The 16,862-nt window shown below is 69.8% G+C and carries 16 protein-coding genes and 2 rRNA genes; 12 read left to right on the top strand and 6 right to left on the bottom strand.

Annotated elements, in window-relative coordinates; genetic code table 11:
• Positions 1-112, top strand: a 23S ribosomal RNA gene (locus ABGA98_RS32990); the annotation flags it as partial.
• A gap of 140 nt (positions 113-252) precedes the next feature.
• A 5S ribosomal RNA gene (rrf, locus tag ABGA98_RS32985) occupies positions 253-369 on the top strand.
• Between the two features lie 59 nt (positions 370-428).
• Here rrf and ABGA98_RS32980 read toward each other — a convergent pair.
• Positions 429-1,175: a class I SAM-dependent methyltransferase gene (locus ABGA98_RS32980; protein WP_347622309.1), complete on the bottom strand. Its 747-nt coding sequence runs from the start codon at positions 1,173-1,175 to the stop codon at positions 429-431.
• Positions 1,176-2,474: 1,299 nt separating this feature from the next.
• On the opposite strand from ABGA98_RS32980, the gene ABGA98_RS32975 reads away from it, so the two are divergent.
• Complete coding sequence (locus ABGA98_RS32975; RefSeq protein WP_347622308.1) at positions 2,475-3,728, top strand: hypothetical protein; 1,254 nt, start codon at positions 2,475-2,477, stop codon at positions 3,726-3,728.
• A 92-nt stretch (positions 3,729-3,820) separates the two neighbouring features.
• Here the strand turns inward: ABGA98_RS32975 and ABGA98_RS32970 are convergent, their stop codons facing one another.
• Positions 3,821-4,747 (bottom strand): MBL fold metallo-hydrolase, encoded by a 927-nt coding sequence (locus ABGA98_RS32970; RefSeq protein ID WP_347622307.1) that lies wholly within the window; start codon positions 4,745-4,747, stop codon positions 3,821-3,823.
• Positions 4,748-4,859: 112 nt separating this feature from the next.
• Between ABGA98_RS32970 and ABGA98_RS32965 the strand changes: the two genes are divergently transcribed.
• Positions 4,860-5,279 (top strand): single-stranded DNA-binding protein, encoded by a 420-nt coding sequence (locus ABGA98_RS32965; RefSeq protein ID WP_347622306.1) that lies wholly within the window; start codon positions 4,860-4,862, stop codon positions 5,277-5,279.
• 231 nt (positions 5,280-5,510) lie between these two features.
• Here the strand turns inward: ABGA98_RS32965 and ABGA98_RS32960 are convergent, their stop codons facing one another.
• Positions 5,511-7,040: a DUF1015 domain-containing protein gene (locus tag ABGA98_RS32960; protein ID WP_347622305.1), complete on the bottom strand. Its 1,530-nt coding sequence runs from the start codon at positions 7,038-7,040 to the stop codon at positions 5,511-5,513.
• 110 nt (positions 7,041-7,150) lie between these two features.
• Here ABGA98_RS32960 and ABGA98_RS32955 point away from each other — a divergent pair, with 110 nt between their 5' ends.
• On the top strand, positions 7,151-7,573 hold the full coding sequence (locus tag ABGA98_RS32955; protein ID WP_347622304.1) for a tetratricopeptide repeat protein: 423 nt from the start codon (positions 7,151-7,153) through the stop codon (positions 7,571-7,573).
• Between the two features lie 219 nt (positions 7,574-7,792).
• Positions 7,793-8,764: an HAD-IIA family hydrolase gene (locus tag ABGA98_RS32950; protein WP_347622303.1), complete on the top strand. Its 972-nt coding sequence runs from the start codon at positions 7,793-7,795 to the stop codon at positions 8,762-8,764.
• A 13-nt stretch (positions 8,765-8,777) separates the two neighbouring features.
• Here the strand turns inward: ABGA98_RS32950 and ABGA98_RS32945 are convergent, their stop codons facing one another.
• The 3 genes from ABGA98_RS32945 to ABGA98_RS32935 all read right to left on the bottom strand — a co-directional run bounded on the left by ABGA98_RS32945 (position 8,778) and on the right by ABGA98_RS32935 (position 10,721).
• The gene (locus tag ABGA98_RS32945) at positions 8,778-9,554 is read right to left on the bottom strand and encodes an ABC transporter permease (protein ID WP_347622302.1); all 777 of its coding nucleotides are present in this window, start codon (positions 9,552-9,554) and stop codon (positions 8,778-8,780) included.
• On the bottom strand, positions 9,551-10,303 hold the full coding sequence (locus ABGA98_RS32940) for an ATP-binding cassette domain-containing protein (protein ID WP_347622301.1): 753 nt from the start codon (positions 10,301-10,303) through the stop codon (positions 9,551-9,553). The genes ABGA98_RS32945 and ABGA98_RS32940 overlap by 4 nt, the downstream gene beginning before the upstream one ends.
• A 70-nt stretch (positions 10,304-10,373) precedes the next feature.
• Positions 10,374-10,721: an SCP2 sterol-binding domain-containing protein gene (locus ABGA98_RS32935; RefSeq protein WP_347622300.1), complete on the bottom strand. Its 348-nt coding sequence runs from the start codon at positions 10,719-10,721 to the stop codon at positions 10,374-10,376.
• Positions 10,722-10,846: 125 nt separating this feature from the next.
• Here ABGA98_RS32935 and ABGA98_RS32930 point away from each other — a divergent pair, with 125 nt between their 5' ends.
• From ABGA98_RS32930 to ABGA98_RS32905, 6 genes are all read left to right on the top strand, one after another.
• Positions 10,847-11,044 (top strand): hypothetical protein, encoded by a 198-nt coding sequence (locus tag ABGA98_RS32930; RefSeq protein ID WP_347622299.1) that lies wholly within the window; start codon positions 10,847-10,849, stop codon positions 11,042-11,044.
• On the top strand, positions 11,041-11,853 hold the full coding sequence (locus ABGA98_RS32925; protein WP_347622298.1) for a TlyA family RNA methyltransferase: 813 nt from the start codon (positions 11,041-11,043) through the stop codon (positions 11,851-11,853). The genes ABGA98_RS32930 and ABGA98_RS32925 overlap by 4 nt, the downstream gene beginning before the upstream one ends.
• Positions 11,850-12,749: an NAD kinase gene (locus tag ABGA98_RS32920; protein WP_347622297.1), complete on the top strand. Its 900-nt coding sequence runs from the start codon at positions 11,850-11,852 to the stop codon at positions 12,747-12,749. The genes ABGA98_RS32925 and ABGA98_RS32920 overlap by 4 nt, the downstream gene beginning before the upstream one ends.
• Positions 12,750-12,905: 156 nt before the next feature.
• Positions 12,906-14,615: a DNA repair protein RecN gene (recN, locus tag ABGA98_RS32915; protein ID WP_347622296.1), complete on the top strand. Its 1,710-nt coding sequence runs from the start codon at positions 12,906-12,908 to the stop codon at positions 14,613-14,615.
• Between the two features lie 73 nt (positions 14,616-14,688).
• Positions 14,689-15,885: a putative cytokinetic ring protein SteA gene (steA, locus tag ABGA98_RS32910; protein WP_347622295.1), complete on the top strand. Its 1,197-nt coding sequence runs from the start codon at positions 14,689-14,691 to the stop codon at positions 15,883-15,885.
• Entirely contained in the window at positions 15,882-16,862 is a 981-nt protein-coding gene (locus ABGA98_RS32905) for a copper transporter (protein WP_347622294.1), read from the top strand. Before steA ends, ABGA98_RS32905 begins: the two co-directional genes overlap by 4 nt.

Here is a 16,862-nt window from a genome sequence, read left to right as displayed (position 1 = left end):
CTCCCTGTTGAGGGGGTAAGGCTCCCGGTAGACGACCGGGTTGATAGGCCGGGTGTGGAAGCACGGTAACGTGTGGAGCTGACCGGTACTAATAGGCCGAGGACTTGACCACAAAGCATACTTTTCGGTGTGTGCAGCGCTCTGTTACCTTTGCTAGGTCCGGAGCCGCGCCGCATCGTGGTGAGGTTTCTTGCTCGCGTCCACTAGGCAATTCTGAGACAGCAAACGGTGGTGTTTGTTGTTTCGCAGGGTTACGGCGGTTATGGCGGGAAGGAAACACCCGGTTACATTCCGAACCCGGAAGTTAAGCTTCTCTGCGCCGATGGTACTGCACTCGGGAGGGTGTGGGAGAGTAGGTCACCGCCGGACAATCTTTAAAGAAGGGGCCCCGACGCCAAGAGCGTCGGGGCCCCTTCTGTATGTACGGATCAGGGCAGCTGCGGGCGGGCCACGAAAACACCCCAGCCCAGATACTGGCGCCCGTATTCGAGATGCGAGCGGCGCGCGCGGGTGAGGAAGTCGCGCATGGCGGGAGCGTCGGCATCGTCGGGGTTCTCGCGTAGCCAGTCGCTGATCGTCCACCATTGGCTGGCCACATACCTGTCCCAGCCGTCCTGGTCGGCGAGCACCATTTCCAGGAGTTCGAAACCTGCATTGTCGAAGCGGTCCGCCGTGCCGGCCAGCGACGTGAACAGGCCATCCGCTATGCCGAGCGCCTCGTATGCCTCCTGCGGCGGCGGCGTCATCCAATAACACTCACCGACCAGGGCGATGCCGTTCGGACGGAGATGCCGGCGCATCAATGACAGCGTGCCCTCAAGACCATCGCCGATCCAGGTCGCACCGATACAGGACACGATGTCGAACGACTCCGGGATGTCTTCGTACGTGGCTGCGTCGGCCTCCACCAGATTGAGCTGATCGGCGACGCCGAGTTCGCCGGCGCGGGCTCTGGCCGCTTCCAGAAAGACCTTGCTGATGTCCACGCCGACGCCCTGAACTCCATAATCGGCCGCCCACCGAGAAAGCAGCTCGCCTTTTCCGCAGGCGAGGTCGAGTTGGCGGGAACCGGTAGCGATGCGGCAGATCCGGCCCAGGAGATCCAGCTTTTCATCGGTCAGAGGATTGAGCGTGCGGTGATTGGACTCGGCTATTTCATGGAAGCGAAGTAACATGCGGGCCAGTCTTGCCGATCGGTCGATTTCCGGTCGAACGATTAAATCGGTTGCCGACAGGCTCATGGACGTGTCAGGGCTTGCTACCCTGGAAGGACCGGGCCACCCCACAGGTGGCCTTCGTCGCGTTAGGCCCGAGGGCGGGCGGCGACCAGCCCCGGCAGACCGTTGTTGTGAGTCCGCCGGGTGAGCCAACGAAATGGACCAGAAGTGAACAGAGATAACGGATCGGACGGCGGACAGCGCGGCCGCGGAGACAACGACGACCGGCACTCCGGCGGAGGCGGCCGAAGCGGCGGCTACGGCTCGCGCGGGCGCGACTCTGGCGGCGACCGTCCGTTCCGTTCCGACGATAGGTCGCGCTGGGGCAACCGAGGAGACAGAGGACCGCGACGGGACGAAGGTCACCGCGAGTCGCGCGGTCCGCGGCGTGAGGATGACGATCGTCGTTCGTTCCGTGATCGGGACGATCGGGGTCCGCGTCGTGAAGGTGGTTACGGTCCTCGCCGTGACAGTGATCGTGGTCCGCGGCGTGAGGGTGGATTCGAGCGGGGTCCGCGTCGTGAGGGTGACGATCGTGGGGCTCGGGGTGGCGATCGTCGTTCGTTCCGTGATCGGGATGATCGTGGTTCGTGGCGTGAGGATGATGGTCGTCGTTCGTTCCGTGATCGGGACGATCGGGGTCCGCGGCGTGAGGGCGGTTACGGTTCTCGTCGTGAGGGCGAGCGTGGTCCGCGGCGTGAGGGTGGGTTCGACCGTGGTCCCCGTCGTGAGGGTGGCTATGGGGAGCGGCGTGAGGGCGGTTACGGTTCTCGTCGTGAGGGCGAGCGTGGTCCGCGGCGTGAGGGTGGATTCGACCGTGGTCCCCGTCGTGAGGGTGGCTATGGGGAGCGGCGTGAGGGCGGTTACGGTTCTCGTCGTGAGGGCGAGCGTGGTCCGCGGCGTGAGGGTGGATACGATCGCGGTCCCCGTCGTGAGGATGATGGTCGTCGGCCGTTCCGAGACCGGGATGACCGTGGTCCCCGTCGTGAGGGCGGTTACGGTCCGCGGCGTGAGGGTGGATACGACCGTGGTCCCCGTCGTGAGGATGATGGTCGTCGGCCGTTCCGAGACCGGGACGATCGCGGCCCCCGTCGCGGCGGTTATGGGGAGCGGCGTGAGGGCGGTTACGGCGCTCGCGGCGACAGCAGCTCTCGCGATGACCGGCCGTTCTCCCGGGACGACCGCGAGGAGCGCACCGTATCCCGAGCCAGATACGGCAGGTCCGATCGCGAGGCCGAGGCGCCACAGCGCGAGCGGTTGCCCGAGGTCGCGCCCGACATCACCGCGGACGAACTCGACAAGGAAGTCCTGGAAGAACTCCGTTCGCTGCCCGGTGACCTCGCCGACCTGGTCGGCCGGCACCTGGTGGCCGCCGAACGCGCGCTCGAGGACGACGACCCCGACCGGGCGCATGAGCACACGAAGGTCGCGCGCAGGTTCGCGGCGCGTATCGGTGTCGTACGCGAGGCCGCAGGCATCGTCGCCTACCGCGCGGGCCATTTCTCCGAGGCGCTGAGCGATCTGCGGGCGGCCAGGCGGATGACGGGCTCGGATGTGTACCTCGCGGTCATGGCCGACTGCGAGCGGGGCCTCGGCCGTCCGGAAAGGGCCATCGACCTCGTACGCTCGCCAGAAGCCGAACGTCTCGACAGAGCCGGGCGCATCGAGCTGACCATCGTCGAATCCGGGGCCCGGCGCGACCTGGGCCAGCACGACGCCGCCGTGATCACTCTGCAGCGCCTGCCCGAGCTTCGCGACCCGCAGCCCAAGCCGTGGTCGGCCCGGCTGGCGTTCGCCTACGCGGACGCACTGGCCGATGCCGGCCATCAGGAGGCGGCCACCGACTGGTTCGGGAGGGCGATGGCGTTCGACGAGGACGGGGAGACGGACGCGGCGGAACGGTACGCGGAGCTGACCGGGTCCGTTATCGAGGACCTTGAGGAAGACTTCGACGAAGAAGTCCCCGGCGACGGCGAGAGCGAGGCCGGTGACCTCGCTGCGGGGAGCCTCCTGGAGAGGGAGGCGGAGCAGGTCAGGGCCGTCGACGTGCCGGCCGCGGAGCAGGCGGACGCACCTGATGAGAAGGGCGCGGCCGCTGAGGAAGCGCCCGGGCCTGAGGGAGCTTCGGCAGGCGTTCAGGGCGTCGAGGTCCGGGATGCGCCGGACGCTCGTGACGTCGAGGTTCGGAAGGCGGAGGTCGAGGCTCCCGATCGCGACGCCGGCGTTCGTGACGGTGAGGGCAGGAGGGACGAGGCTGCGGTTCCCGAGGTTCGTGACGTCGAGGTCCGGGAAGCCGATGTAGCGGACGCGGCGGGTCGGGACGCGAAGCCGACAGCTGAGGGGCAGGAGCAGGGCGAGAAGTCATCGGATCGCGCTGCTGACCGTCAGGACGCTCCTGCGGCCAGGGATGAGGATGGCGAAATCCCGGCTATCACACCGGCGTTCATCGAACCTGACTTCGGCGACGTACTTGATGAGCCCACCTCAGACCGGCCCAAGTCGGACGACTGACGCCGGACACCCCGCCGCTACCCGATCCGGGGCGGCGGGGTGTCGCGCCCCAAGACTGCTATCGGCCCTGCGTCACGCGCAATGATGACCCGTCACGGTGAGACGCGGTCGAGCCAGTGGAGAATCCCCGCCACGTTCGAGGGTGCTCCGCTCAGCAACTCGAAGTGCTCGGCCGTCGGGTCGGCGGCCTTGAGCGCGGTGTAGCGCTCCTTGGTGCGGTCTCTGACCATGGCGACGGCGTGGTCCAGGTCCATGCCCTCGGAATGAGCCTGCCGGGTGAGATCAACCCAGACGCGGAGCTCCTCCGCGGACCGCTCAAGAGTCTCCTGAACGGCGTCGACCGGCCCGTAGTGGCTGAACAGCAGGCGTTGTGGCCCGAGCGCCTCGAACAGCGCGATCGAGTCGAGCGCCGTCTGCAGGTCGAAGTCCGGCGGAGGCGTCGCGGGGCGCAGATCGCCCGTCTCGGGCAAGTAGACGCCTGCGGCGTCGCCGACGTACAGATCGCCGGTGGCGGAGTCGACCAGCCCCACGTGGTGTTTGGCGTGCCCGGGCGAGTAGTGGCTGCTCAGCGTGCGCCCGTTGCCCAGGTCGATGGCGCCGGTGTCGCCGAGGGCGACGATGCGCTCGGACTCGGTGGGGGACAGTTCGCCGAAAAGCGTGTCGAGACGGTCACCCCAGACCATGCGGGCACTGGCCATCAACCGGGCCGGATCCGCGAGGTGCCGGGCCCCTTTCTCGTGGACGACGACCTGGGCGGAGGGGAAGAATCTGGCGATGTCCCCCACGCCTCCGGCGTGATCCAGATGAATGTGGGTCACCACGACGGTGGCCAGGTCCTCCGGCCCGACGCCGAGTGACGCGAGCGCGTCACGTACTACAGGAGCGGACGTCGAGGTGCCCGTCTCCACCAGGCACGGTCGATCGCCCAGGATCAGATAGCCGGCCGTGATGCCCGAGTATCCCGCCATTTTGGTGTCGATCTCATAGACGTCGCCGCCCAAAGCGGTGATGTTGTCCACAGGCACTCCCGCGCGTTCAGCCGTTATCCCCAGAACGGCATTCCAGCCGGTCCGGCTTCCTCCTCATCGTAGAGAGTGATCTCCACCAGAGCACCGACAGGGAGGATGGCAAGTGGACCGCAACGAGGTCTTGCTGGTGGGGAGGCTGTCAGCGGCGGCCGAGGAGCACGCGCTGCCGAGCGGCGACACCGTGACGAAGTGGCGCGTCATCGTGCGTCGGCGACGGCACAGGCGCGGCGCCGCCCTGACGGACAGCATTCCGTGTGTCACCTTCAACCCGGAGGTCGCCGCCATAGTCCGCGCTCTCAAACCTCGCGACCACATCGAGGTGACAGGGTCATTCCGCTGCCGGGTCTTCGGCCCGTCGGCGGCCAAGATCTGGAGGTATGAGGTGGAGGTGAGCTCCGCCAAACCGTTCGAGGCCGAGCTCACCGAACCCGCCGACCCGGGCACCGATCCGCCCTCCGGCTCCGAGGGGAGCGTCACCGCTCTGATCCCCAGGCAGGTGGCCTACCTGGCGCGAGCCAGCTGACCTCGGCCACTCGCCCGGGTCCGCACGGCCTCGCGACCGCCGGAACCGCGCGGGGCCCGTGGGGCTGCACGCATGCACGCGGTCCTGCGCGGTCGGAGCTCCCGGACTACGGGGCTTCGAGGGTGGGCGCTCGTGGTCGAGGCTACGGAGGACGCGGTCGGGCGGCGGTGTCCGGCTGCCCCGAAGCAGTGCCTCAGCGCATCGCGTCAGGCATCGAGGAAAAGGGAGGCCTCAGTCGATCGCGAACGTGCGCAGGACCAGACCGGTCCTGGGTTTCGGGCCGAAGGAGGTGCTCTTGCGGGGCACGCGTTCGCCGCCGGCGGCGACGGCAAGCACCTCCTCGGCCTTGAGGGGTTTGAGAATCACGGCGGTGCCACCAGAGCGGGCAGCCAGCCGCACCGCTGCCCACGCGTCGTGATGCACGATGCGCACGGTTCGCTCGTCGTCGCGCATTCCCCACACCTTGGGCATGACGAACTCGGAAAGGACGGAAGTGTTGAGGGAGTTCCAGCGGCCGGAGCGGTCGGGCGGCATCGCGTGGGCGAGCTGCACCGGGTCGGGATCGGTGAGCAGGTGCGCACCGCTCTTCCCGGCGAGCAGGAACGCCGGCTCCGCAGCCTCCTCGAGCGCCGCCAGCCCCAGTGCCAGGTCGTCATAGTCGTGCACGCGCCACGACCCCTTCGCCCTGGCGGCCGCCTCGTCCAGAGGAAGCCCGGGGATCACGCGGTGGATGGCCTTCAAGTCGGGTGGGTACGCGGAGGTGTCGACGAGCAGGGCCAGCCCGAAGTCCCACGGCCCGGCCGTCGAGCGGCCCGCGTCCGCCGCAGGGCCGTCCTTACCGGCCTCCTGGGCGCCATCGACCTGGTGAGAAGGGTCGTGCTGCCCAGCCCTGGCGCTATCGACCTGTTGCGATGCCGGACCGATCGGCTCCGGCACCGGACGGGCCGGTTCGGCCTGAAGGTGGGTTTCGTGCTCCTGGCGCTGGAGGACGCGGTACGTCGCATACCTGTGGTGTCCGTCGGCGATCAGCGCCTGCCGGTCATGGAGGTCGGCGTTGATGGCGGCGATCTCTTCCGGGTCCGTGATGGCCCAGAGGCGGTGTGTGAGGCCGTCCTCCGTGCGGGCCGACACCTGGGGCTGCCGATCCGAGGCCACTGCGTCGACCAGGTGGGTGGCGGTGCCGTTGGCGCCGTCGTAGAGGAGGAAGATGGGCTCGAGGTTGGCCTGAGTGGTGCTCATCAGGGCAAGCCGGTCGGCGACGGGGCCCGGCATGACGTCCTCGTGCGGGAGGATGATGCGCTGCTCGGGGTCGGTCAGGCCCACGTCGCCGATGAGGCCGCGCTGCAGCACGCCTGCCCCGCTCTGCTCATAGACGTAGAGCGCCGGCACGTCGTCGGCCACCAGCACGCCGGAGTCCAGCCACGCCTTCAGCGTGTCCCTCGCCGCGGTGTACCGCGATTCGAGCGGCGCCTGGGCCGGTGCGTCCGGAGAGGAAGGGGCGCTGTCGGCGGGCTGGGGCTCGGTGTCGCGCCCGGGGACGGAAGCGGAGGACGAATCGGCAGCGGGCGAGCAGGGAAGGATGAGCCGGACGACGTTGTTGGGGTGGGAGTTGACGAGGGCTTCCACGTCGGCGTCGGAGATCAGGTCGTACGGCGGGGAGGTCACCTTGGCTGGATCTTCGACAGCGAAACGCACGCCACGGAAGGGCCGTAGCACCAGTCCATCAGGCGCCGGCAGTTCAGGAGTCCCCATACCGGGCATGCTCCCATAAATGTCTACGCCGTCCGGAAGTCGCCCCGGGGTTGCCGTCGGTCCCGTTCCGCAGCAGGGCGAACGGGGATCATCATTCAGAGATGAAGGAGTCCTCACGTATGGATCAGAGTGGCAACGTTCACGATGAGAGCTCGGGAGCTCCTGAGGGCGGTGTTTACGACTGGTACCAGCGTGGGGTGCGACTGTTGAAGGACGGCAGTCCGGCCGCGGCCGCGGCTCTGCTGGAGAGAGCCGCCGCGGCCGAGCCGGAGTCACGCAGCATCTTGGAGGCGCTGGCCAGGGCGCAGTTCAACTCCCGGCAGTACGCCGAGGCGGCGGCCAGCTTCCGCCAGATCGTGGACGCCAATCCGGCAGAGGACTACGCCTATTTCGGGCTCGGATTGTCGTTGTGGCGGACCGGGGATGTGAAGGGCGCGCAGGAACCGCTGGCCATCGCGGTCGCGATGCGGCCGGACGAGCGGCACTACGTGTCCGCGTTGAAGAGTGTCCGCGCGACCCTGCGGGCACGCCGGGAGTCGTAGGCGTCTGGCCTGACCCAGGCTGTCGCGGGACGTACGCGGCGGCCCTGAGCGCCGCCCGGCCTCCGCCGCGTGCTCGTCCGCATGGAAATCGCCGAACAGGTCGGTGCGTTCCTCGGTAGTGAGGTTCAGTTCCGCGGACATGGTCATCCCTTCTGCGGTTGCGCACGGGGGCGACGCTAAAGTCTCACGCGACGTGAGAGTCGAAGAGGAAGAGGCGCTGTGCTGATCGACGGCTATGACACCCTGCTGCTCGACCTCGATGGCGTGGTCTACCTCGGCGGTTACGCGGTGCCCGGGGCTCCGGCGGCGCTGGAGGAGGCGCGGCGGAAGGGGGTGCGGCTGGCGTATGTGACCAACAACGCCTCCCGGACGCCGGCGGCCATCGCGGCGCACCTGCGTGAGCTCGGGGCGCCCGCCACGGCCTCCGACGTGGTCACATCGGCTCAGGCGGCCGCCCGGCTGGTCGCGGAGCGGGTTCCGCCGGGGTCGAACGTGCTGGTGGTCGGCGGGTCCGGGCTGCGGCTGGCCGTACGGGATCGAGGGTTGCGGCCCGTTTCGGCCGCCGCCGAGTCTCCTGCCGCCGTGGTGCAGGGGATCGCGCCCGGCCTGTCGTACGAGCTGCTGGCGGAGGGGACGCTCGCGGTGCGGCAGGGGGCGCTTTTCGTGGCCTCCAACGGCGACAGCACGATGCCCACGCGCCGGGGCGAGTTGCCGGGCAACGGGTCGATGGTCCGGGTGATCGCCTCTGCCACGGGGGTCGAGCCGGTGTACGCGGGCAAGCCCGATCCGCCGCTGCACCGGGAGTCGATGCTGCGTACGAGGGCCCGGCGGCCGCTGGTGGTGGGCGACCGGCTCGACACCGACATCGAGGGGGCCTCCAACGCCGGGGTCGAGAGTTTGCTGGTCCTGACGGGGGTGGCCACGCCGGTCGAGGTGCTGACGGCGGCGCCCCGGCACCGGCCCACGTACGTTGGGGAGGATCTCGGGACGTTGCTGCGGCCCTATCCCGAGGTGCGCGACGGTTCGTGCGGCGGCTGGCGGGCCCGGTGGCGCGACGGCGTGTTGTGCCTCGACGGTGAGGGCAGCCGGATCGACGGGCTGCGGGCCGCCTGTGACGCCGCCTGGTTGGCGGCCGGCGACGGGCAGATCGACGAGGGCGCCGTCAAGCCCGTGCTGGATCGCGTCGGGTAGCGGCGGACCACGGTCATGCGATCCGTTCGCTGGTCTGGCGGGCGAACTGCCAGGCGCCCACGGCGAGGAGCAGGACGCAGGCTACGACCAGCACCGCGAGGGACAGCGGTACGCCGCCGCCCCAGCCCCGCAGCACCAGCAGCCGGATGGCCTCGATGGCGTAGGTGAGCGGGTTGACCCTGGCCACGGCTTCCATCCACGCCGGCATGGCCGACAGGGGCACGAACGCGTTGCTCATGAACAGCAGCGGCAGTGAGACGAACCCCGTGATCGCGAAGAACGTGCCGTGCGAGGGCACCGCGCAGGCCAGGGCCATCGCCGCGGACGTGAGCGCCAGCGTCAGCAGGGCCGTCGCCACCAGGATCGCCGGCACCCCCAGCGGCCCGGACTCCAGGCGGACGCCCAGGGCCAGCGCCACCACCAGGATCACCAGCGTCTGAGCCGCGTTCATGCCCGTCTGGAACAGGAACCGCGAAAGGATCAGCGAGCTGCGCCTGATCGGCATGCTGAGCAACTTGTCCAGATATCCCGTCTCCTTGTCGAACAGCAGCGGCATCGCCGCCGTCACCCCGTTGCCCACCACGGTGAAGGCGATGACGCCCGGCACCGCGAACGCGATGTAGTCGCCCGTCCCCACCAGCCGGGGATCTACCGCGCCCCCGAGCGCACCGGCGAAGAAGACCAGCCACACGGCCGGCTGCAGCACGCTGAACAGCAGGCTGAGCCGTTCGCGCAGCGCCACGAGCAACCATCGCCTGGACAGCGCCAGCACCTCCTGCGCCACCATCATGCGATCTCCTCCCGCAGCGCGTGCCCGGTGTGCCGGAGGAGGACCGCGTCGAGTGACGGCGCTCCGATGGCCGCCTTGAGCTCGGCCGGTGTGCCACCGGCCACCTGCCGCCCGCGGTCGATGATCGACAGCCGGTCGCAGAGCCGGTCCGCCTCGTCCATGTAGTTGGTGGCCAGCAGAACGCTCATGCCCTCGTCGCAGAGCGAGCGGATGTGCTCCCACATGTGATGGCGCGACTGCACGTCGAGACCGAGCGTCGGCTCGTCGAGGATCAGCAGATCGGGCCGGTGCAGCAGGCCGCAGGCCAGGTCGAGGCGTTTCTGCATGCCCCCCGAATATCCCGCCACGAGGCGGTCGGCGCTGTCCGACAGCCCCACCAGCTCCAGGACCTCGCGGGCCCTGGCCTTCACCTGCCGCCGCGGCACGTGGTAGAGGGAGGCCTCGATCTCGGTCTTCTCCCTGCCGGTCAGCAGGTAGTGGCCCATGGGCGAGACCTGCTGCATCACGTAGCCGATGCGGCGGCGTACGGCTCCCGCCTCCGTCACCACGTCGAACCCGCACACCCGCGCCGCGCCCGCGCTCGGCGGGAGCAGCGTGGACAACATCCTGATCGTGGTGGTCTTGCCCGCGCCGTTGGGGCCGAGCAGGCCGAAGATCTCGCCGGGCGCGACCGCCAGGCTCAGCTCCCCGACGGCGTGGTGGTCGCCGAAGGCGCGGCAGAGGCCCTCGGTCTCGATGATCCAGCGCATTGCTTAACTGTATCGCCCAACAATTAACCTGTCCATTAATTAATCGAGCGATGGCGCGGGTCAGCGCCCCTCAGATCAGCCTGCGCAGCCGCAGCAGGTCGCCGAAGCTGGCGTCGACCTTCACCCGCCCCCCGAGCAGCGCGCGGGCCAGATCGAGCTCCCCGTCGACCAGCGCGATCAGGTCGTCGCTCACGATCGTGAGCTTGACGTCGGCGGGCTTGCCGTCACCCGGCGGCGTCTCGGTGAACGGATCGAGCCCTCCGTGGGTCAGGCGGCCGTAAAAGGTCACGTCGAGGTCGGAGACCCGGCAGCTGACCGTGCGCTCGACGACGTGCTTGGCACGATCTGCCTCGTCGATCTCGTCGAACTGGTCGACGAGCCTGGCCAGTGCCGCCCGGCACTCCTCGACGCTTGCCATGATGCGCATCCCTTCTTTCTTTAGCGGGCGGTAGCGTTCCACATCAGTAGCACCCCGTACGAGCTACAACGACTGACGGGCCTGCCAAGGTCCCGGACGCTCGCGGGAGGCGTTAACGTCAAGACATGAGTGAGCTGCCGGGAGGGACCGGCGACGAGCGGGTCGACGCCATCGTGACCGGCCTGGGCCGTCTGGGCGAGCAGCCGGTGAGCGAGCACGTGGCATTCTTCGACGAGGCGTTCTCCGGGCTGGAGAGCGCGCTGGCGGTCGTGGACGAGCCGGGCGGGCAGGCCGCGGGAGAGCGGCCCGCGGGAGAGCGGTGAGCCGCAGGATCCGCCTCGACAGCGAGCTGGTGCGCCGAGGGCTGGCCAGGTCGCGCGAACAGGCCACCCAGCTCATCGAGGCCGGCCGGGTCAGCGTCGGAGGCCGGCGGGCCGGCAAACCGGCCACCCAGGTCGACACCGCCTCCGCCATCGTCGTGGCCGACTCGCAGGACGGGCCCGACTACGTCTCGCGCGGAGCGCACAAGCTGCTCGGCGCGCTGGAAGCGTTCGGGAGCCTGGCGGTCGAGGGGCGCCGCTGCCTCGACGCGGGCGCCTCCACCGGCGGGTTCACCGACGTGCTGCTGCGCCGGGGGGCCGCACACGTGCTGGCCGTCGACGTCGGATACGGCCAGCTGGCCTGGTCCCTGCGCACCGACGAGCGGGTGACGGTGATGGAGCGCGTCAACGTGCGCGACCTCACCCCCGGCATGGTCGGCGAGCCGCCCACGCTGGTCGTGGGCGACCTGTCGTTCATCTCGCTCCGGCTCGTGCTGCCCGCCCTGGCCGAGGTGGCCGCGTCGCGAGCCGATCTCGTGATGCTGGTCAAACCGCAGTTCGAAGTGGGTAAGGATCGTGTCGGGGCGGGTGGCGTGGTGCGCGATCCCGGGCTGCGGGCGAGGTCCGTGCGCGACGCCGCCGCGAAGGCTCAGGACCTGGGGCTGACCGTACGCGGCGTGACCGCGAGCCCGCTGCCGGGGCCGTCGGGAAACGTGGAATATCTCCTCTGGCTGGGCAAAGGGGAAGGCGAGCCGCCGGTCGCCGACCTCGACGCAGAGATCCAGCGGGCCGTCGAGGAAGGGCCGCAATGAACCGGACCGTGCTGGTCGCCGCACACACCGGGCGTGACGCCGCGGTCGAGAGCGCGCGCCTCGTCGTCGACCGGCTGATCGACGCCGGCATCACCGTCAGGGTGCTCGATTCCGAGGCCGGCGAAATCGGCAGCGACCGGGTCGAGGCCGTGCCAGGCGATCCGGGCGCGGTCAAGGACGCCGAGGTCATGATCGTGCTCGGCGGCGACGGGACGTTGCTGCGCGCGGCCGAACTGGCCAGGCCGGCCGGCACACCGCTGCTGGGGGTCAACCTCGGGCACGTCGGCTTCCTGGCGGAGGCGGAGGTCGCCGACCTGGCCACGGCCGTCGACAGCGTCGTGGCGGGGCGCTACGACGTCGAGGAGCGCATGACGGTCGACGTCGTCGCCAGGCTGAACGGGCAGGTGCTGGCCGACACCTGGGCGCTCAACGAGGTCACCGTCGAAAAGCAGGAGCGCCTGCTCGAGGTCGTCGCGGAGATCGACGGCCGGCCGCTGTCCAGGTGGGGCTGCGACGGCGTGATCTGCGCCACCCCGACGGGCTCGACCGCCTACGCCTTCTCCGCCGGTGGCCCCGTCGTGTGGCCGGAGGTCGAGGCGCTGCTCATGGTGCCCATCAGCGCCCACGCGCTGTTCGCCAAACCGCTGGTCATCTCGCCTCGCTCCACGCTGGCCGTCGAGATCCTGCCCGACACGCCGTGCGGGGTCCTGTGGTGCGACGGGCGCCGCAGGTTCGAGCTGCCGCCCGGCACGCGCGTGGAGGTCCGCAGAGGCTCCGAGCCCGTACGCCTGGCGCGCCTGCACGGTGTGGAGAGCACCGGTGCGCCCTTCACCGACAGGCTGGTGGCCAAGTTCGAGCTGCCCGTGCAGGGATGGCGCGGAAGGGTGCGACCCTGAATGAATGGAGGGCAGAGCGCGTAGGATCACGTGGGCGTACACGTGGGCATGGTGGGCCGCCCCCAGCGGTCCAGCGCCTGCAGCGGCGACCGCGGCTGCGGGCTTCCGGAGGCGATCCGGGTGACCATCAGACAGGGCAGTGAACGGGAGTGGGCAGTGCGACCAAGGGTCGAGGAGGTCCGCATCCAAGGGCTCGGCGTCATCGATGAGGCCGTTCTCGAGCTCTCGCCGGGCTTCAACGTGGTCACCGGCGAGACCGGCGCGGGCAAGACGATGGTCGTCACTGGGCTCGGCCTGCTGTTCGGCGGCCGGGCCGATCCTTCGCGCATCCGGCCGGGCGCCGACAAGGCGACCGTCGAGGGCACGCTCGTCGTCCAATCGGGCGGTCACGTCGCCCAGCAGGTCGAGGACATCGGTGGCGAGGTCGAGGACGGCACGCTGATCATCTCGCGCGTCGTCTCCGCGGAGGGCAGGTCAAGGGCCTGGCTCGGCGGGCGCACGGTGCCCGTCGGCACCCTGACTTACCTCGCCGACGACCTGGTGGCGGTGCACGGGCAGATGGACCAGCAGCGGCTGCTCCAGGCGACCCGGCAACGCGCGGCGCTCGACCGCTACGCCGGCGACGAGCTGGTCAAGCCGCTGCGGGCCTACACGCAGGCGTACAAACGGCACAAGAATGTCACCGCGCTGCTCGAGGAGCTGACCACGAGGGCCAGGGAGCGGGCGCAGGAGGCCGACATGCTCCGCTTCGGGCTGGAGGAGATCGAGAAGGTCGACCCCAAACCGGGCGAGGACGCCGAGCTGCGCGGCGAGGAGGAGCGGCTCTCGCACGCCGACGCGCTGCGCAGCGCCGCCACCACGGCGCACACGGCGCTGCTCGGCGATCCGATGGAGGCCGCGGGCGGCCCGCACGACGTGATCTCGCTGCTTGGCGAGGCGAAGTCGGCGGTGGAAGCGGTACGCGACTTCGACGCCCAGCTCGCCGGGGTGGCCGACCGGCTGGCCGAGGCCGGCTACCTGATCTCCGACGTGGCCACCGACCTGGCGGCGTACGCGGAGTCGATCGAGGCGGACCCCGCGCGGCTGGCGGCGGTGCAGGAACGCCGGTCGGTGCTGTCCGGCCTGATCCGCAAGTACGGCGAGGACAGCGCCGGGGTGCTGGCCTGGGCCCAGCGGGCCGCCGCACGCCTGTCCGAGCTCGAAGGCGACGACGAGCGCATCGACGAGCTGACCCGCGAGTGCGACGAGCTGACCGACCGGCTCACCGAGCTGGCGGCCGAGCTCACCAAGGTGCGCCAGGCCGCCGCCGAGCGGTTCGGCCAGGCCGTGACCGAGGAGCTGACGGCGCTGGCCATGCCGCACGCCAAGGTCGTCGTCCAGCTCGGCCAGAGCGAGGAGTTCGGCCCCGAGGGCCGCGACGAGGTGGAGCTGCGGATGGCCGCCCATCCGGCCGCGCCGCCGCTGCCGCTCAACAAGGGAGCGTCCGGCGGCGAGCTGAGCCGGGTGATGCTCGCGATCGAAGTGGTGTTCGCCGGCGCGGATCCGGTACCGACGTTCGTGTTCGACGAGGTCGACGCGGGCGTCGGCGGCAAGGCCGCGGTCGAGATCGGGCGCCGCCTCGCCCGGCTGGCCCGCACCGCGCAGGTGATCGTGGTGACCCACCTGCCGCAGGTGGCGGCCTTCGCCGACCAGCATCTGGTGGTCGAGAAGGCGAGCGACGGCAGCGTCGTGCGCAGCGGGGTCGTGGCGCTCGACCACGAGGGGCGGGTGCGGGAGCTCTCCCGCATGCTGGCCGGTCTGGAGGACTCCGAACTCGGCCGCGCGCACGCCGAGGAACTGCTGGGGCTCGCCGCGGCCGACAGGTGATCCTGGGTGACATAGTGGACACGCCGCGTCATGCGTGGCCCCTGCGCGGTTTCTCTCTGGCAGGATGGTCTTGATGAAGGTTCCGGGGAGCAGGATGCCGGGCCTCCGCGGTTGGAAGGTCGAGAGCCTTCCCGGTGTAACGGCAGTGGCGAGAATCGACCGGCGTACCAAGAGGCTCACCAAACGCCTCCAGCCGGGGGAAATTGCGATCATCGACCATGTCGACGTAGACCGGGTCAGCGCGGAGGCTCTTGTCGCATGCGAGGCTGCGGCCGTGGTCAACACCGCCGCCGGCATCAGCGGCCGCTATCCCAACCTAGGGCCGCAGATCCTGCTGGAAGCGGGCGTTCCGTTCATCGACAACGCCAACCAGGATCTGTTCGAGCGGGTCAAGGATGGCGACGTCGTCCGGGTCTGCGACGGTGTGGTCTACCTCGACGACGACATCGTCGGCAAGGGCGACGAGCAGAGCGTCGAGACGGTCGAGGCCGCCATGGCCGAGGCACGCGCGGGGCTGGCCGTCCAGATCGAGGCGTTCGCCGTCAACACCATGGAATACGTACGCGGTGAGGGCAGGCTCCTCATCGAAGGCGTCGGCGTGCCCGAGATCCGCACCTCCATGGAGGGCAGGCACGTCCTCATCGTGGTGCGCGGCTACCACTACAGAGAAGACATCGCCACGCTGCGGCCCTACATCCGCGAATACCGTCCGGTGCTCGTCGGCGTCGACGGTGGCGCCGACGCGCTGCTGGACGCCGGCTACCAGCCCGACGTGATCGTCGGCGACTTCGACTCCGTCTCCACCAAGGCCCTGACCTGCGGTGCCGAGCTCGTCGTGCACGCCTACCGCGACGGCCGGGCCCCCGGGCTCGAGCGTGTCCACCAGCTGGGCCGCGAAGCCGTGATCTTCCCCGCCACCGGCACCAGCGAGGACATCGCGATGCTCCTGGCCGACGACAAGGGCGCCGAGCTGATCGTCGCGGTCGGCACCCACGGCACGCTGGAGGAGTTCCTCGACAAGGGCCGGCCCGGCATGGCCAGCACCTTCCTCACCCGCCTGATCATCGGCAGCAAGCTCATCGACGCCAAAGGCGTGAGCAGGCTCTACCGCAGCCGCATCACCACCCCGCAGCTCCTCCTGCTGGTGATCACCGCGCTGATCACCATGGGGGTCGCGCTCTTCCTCTCGCCGATCGGCCAGACCTGGCTGAACGGCCTGCAAGACGCCTGGAACGCATTCATCTTCTGGCTGGTCGGACTCTTCTCGTGATCGATTTTCGTTACCACCTCGTCTCCATCGTCGCGGTCTTCCTGGCGCTGGCGGTGGGGATCGTGCTGGGCACCACGCTGTTGCAGGAGCCCGCGGTCAAGTCGGCGCAGGAGATGACGGCCGCGCTCACCAAGACGAAAGAGGAGCTGCGCGGGCAGATCGACACGCTGCAGGGCCGTGAGGTGGCCAACGACGCGCTCATCACCTCCATGACGCCCGACATCGTGGCGGGCGACCTGGCCGGGCAGAGCGTGCTCCTCATCGAGACGCCCGGCTCCAGCACCACGATCCGCGAGGCGGCGCAGCAGGTGCTCGGCCAGGCGGGCGCGGAGATCTCCGGACGCGTCACGCTGACGGAGAAGTTCTTCGATCCCAAGGGCACCGGCGTGCTCGACGGCCTGGTCAACCAGCTCAAACCGGCCAACATGATCTTCCCAGAGACCGCCACCGCCTGGGACCGCGCTGCCACGTTGCTCTCCGCCGCCCTGGTCACCTCCGACCCCGCCCAGCTCGGCACTCCCAACGCCGCCACCACCGAGGTGCTGAGCGCCTTCGAGACGGGAGGGCTGCTCAGCGTCGACGGCGAGCCCGGCAAGCGGGCCACGCTCGCCGTGGTGCTCGCGCCGGAGAAGCCGTTCGAAGGGGAGAACGCGGAGACCCAGGCGGGGGCGATCGCCTCGATGGCCGACGCGCTCGACGTGGGCGGCAAGGGCACGGTGCTCGCCGGAGGCCCGGCCGCCGCCACCGCCGTCCCCGGCGACCCGATCGGCCACGCCCGCGACGACAGCGACATCGCCAAGCGCGTCACCACCGTCGACGCGGGCGACATGCCGCTGGGGCGCGTCGTGATCGTCCAGTCTCTCCAGGAGCAGCTGGCCGGGCGCTCCGGTCACTACGGCGTGGGCATCGGGGCGTCGGCCCCCATGCCGGCGGTGCCGTCCGCCACTCCATCCCCCACCAGCGAGTCAGGGAGCTGA

Source organism: Nonomuraea sp. B1E8 (assembly GCF_039871515.1).
GTDB lineage: Bacteria > Actinomycetota > Actinomycetes > Streptosporangiales > Streptosporangiaceae > Nonomuraea.
This window is presented reverse-complemented; position numbering and strand designations above follow the sequence as displayed.

What these genes read in the sequence shown, in the direction of transcription:
- ABGA98_RS32980 (WP_347622309.1), bottom strand. Translation starts at nt 1,175, where the DNA reads ATGTTACTTCGCTTCCATGAAATAGCCGAGTCCAATCACCGCACGCTC.
- ABGA98_RS32960 (WP_347622305.1), bottom strand. Translation starts at nt 7,040, where the DNA reads ATGCCCGGTATGGGGACTCCTGAACTGCCGGCGCCTGATGGACTGGTG.
- ABGA98_RS32955 (WP_347622304.1), top strand. Translation starts at nt 7,151, where the DNA reads ATGGATCAGAGTGGCAACGTTCACGATGAGAGCTCGGGAGCTCCTGAG.
- ABGA98_RS32945 (WP_347622302.1), bottom strand. Translation starts at nt 9,554, where the DNA reads ATGATGGTGGCGCAGGAGGTGCTGGCGCTGTCCAGGCGATGGTTGCTC.
- ABGA98_RS32940 (WP_347622301.1), bottom strand. Translation starts at nt 10,303, where the DNA reads ATGCGCTGGATCATCGAGACCGAGGGCCTCTGCCGCGCCTTCGGCGAC.
- ABGA98_RS32935 (WP_347622300.1), bottom strand. Translation starts at nt 10,721, where the DNA reads ATGGCAAGCGTCGAGGAGTGCCGGGCGGCACTGGCCAGGCTCGTCGAC.
- ABGA98_RS32930 (WP_347622299.1), top strand. Translation starts at nt 10,847, where the DNA reads ATGAGTGAGCTGCCGGGAGGGACCGGCGACGAGCGGGTCGACGCCATC.
- ABGA98_RS32920 (WP_347622297.1), top strand. Translation starts at nt 11,850, where the DNA reads ATGAACCGGACCGTGCTGGTCGCCGCACACACCGGGCGTGACGCCGCG.
- steA (WP_347622295.1), top strand. Translation starts at nt 14,689, where the DNA reads ATGAAGGTTCCGGGGAGCAGGATGCCGGGCCTCCGCGGTTGGAAGGTC.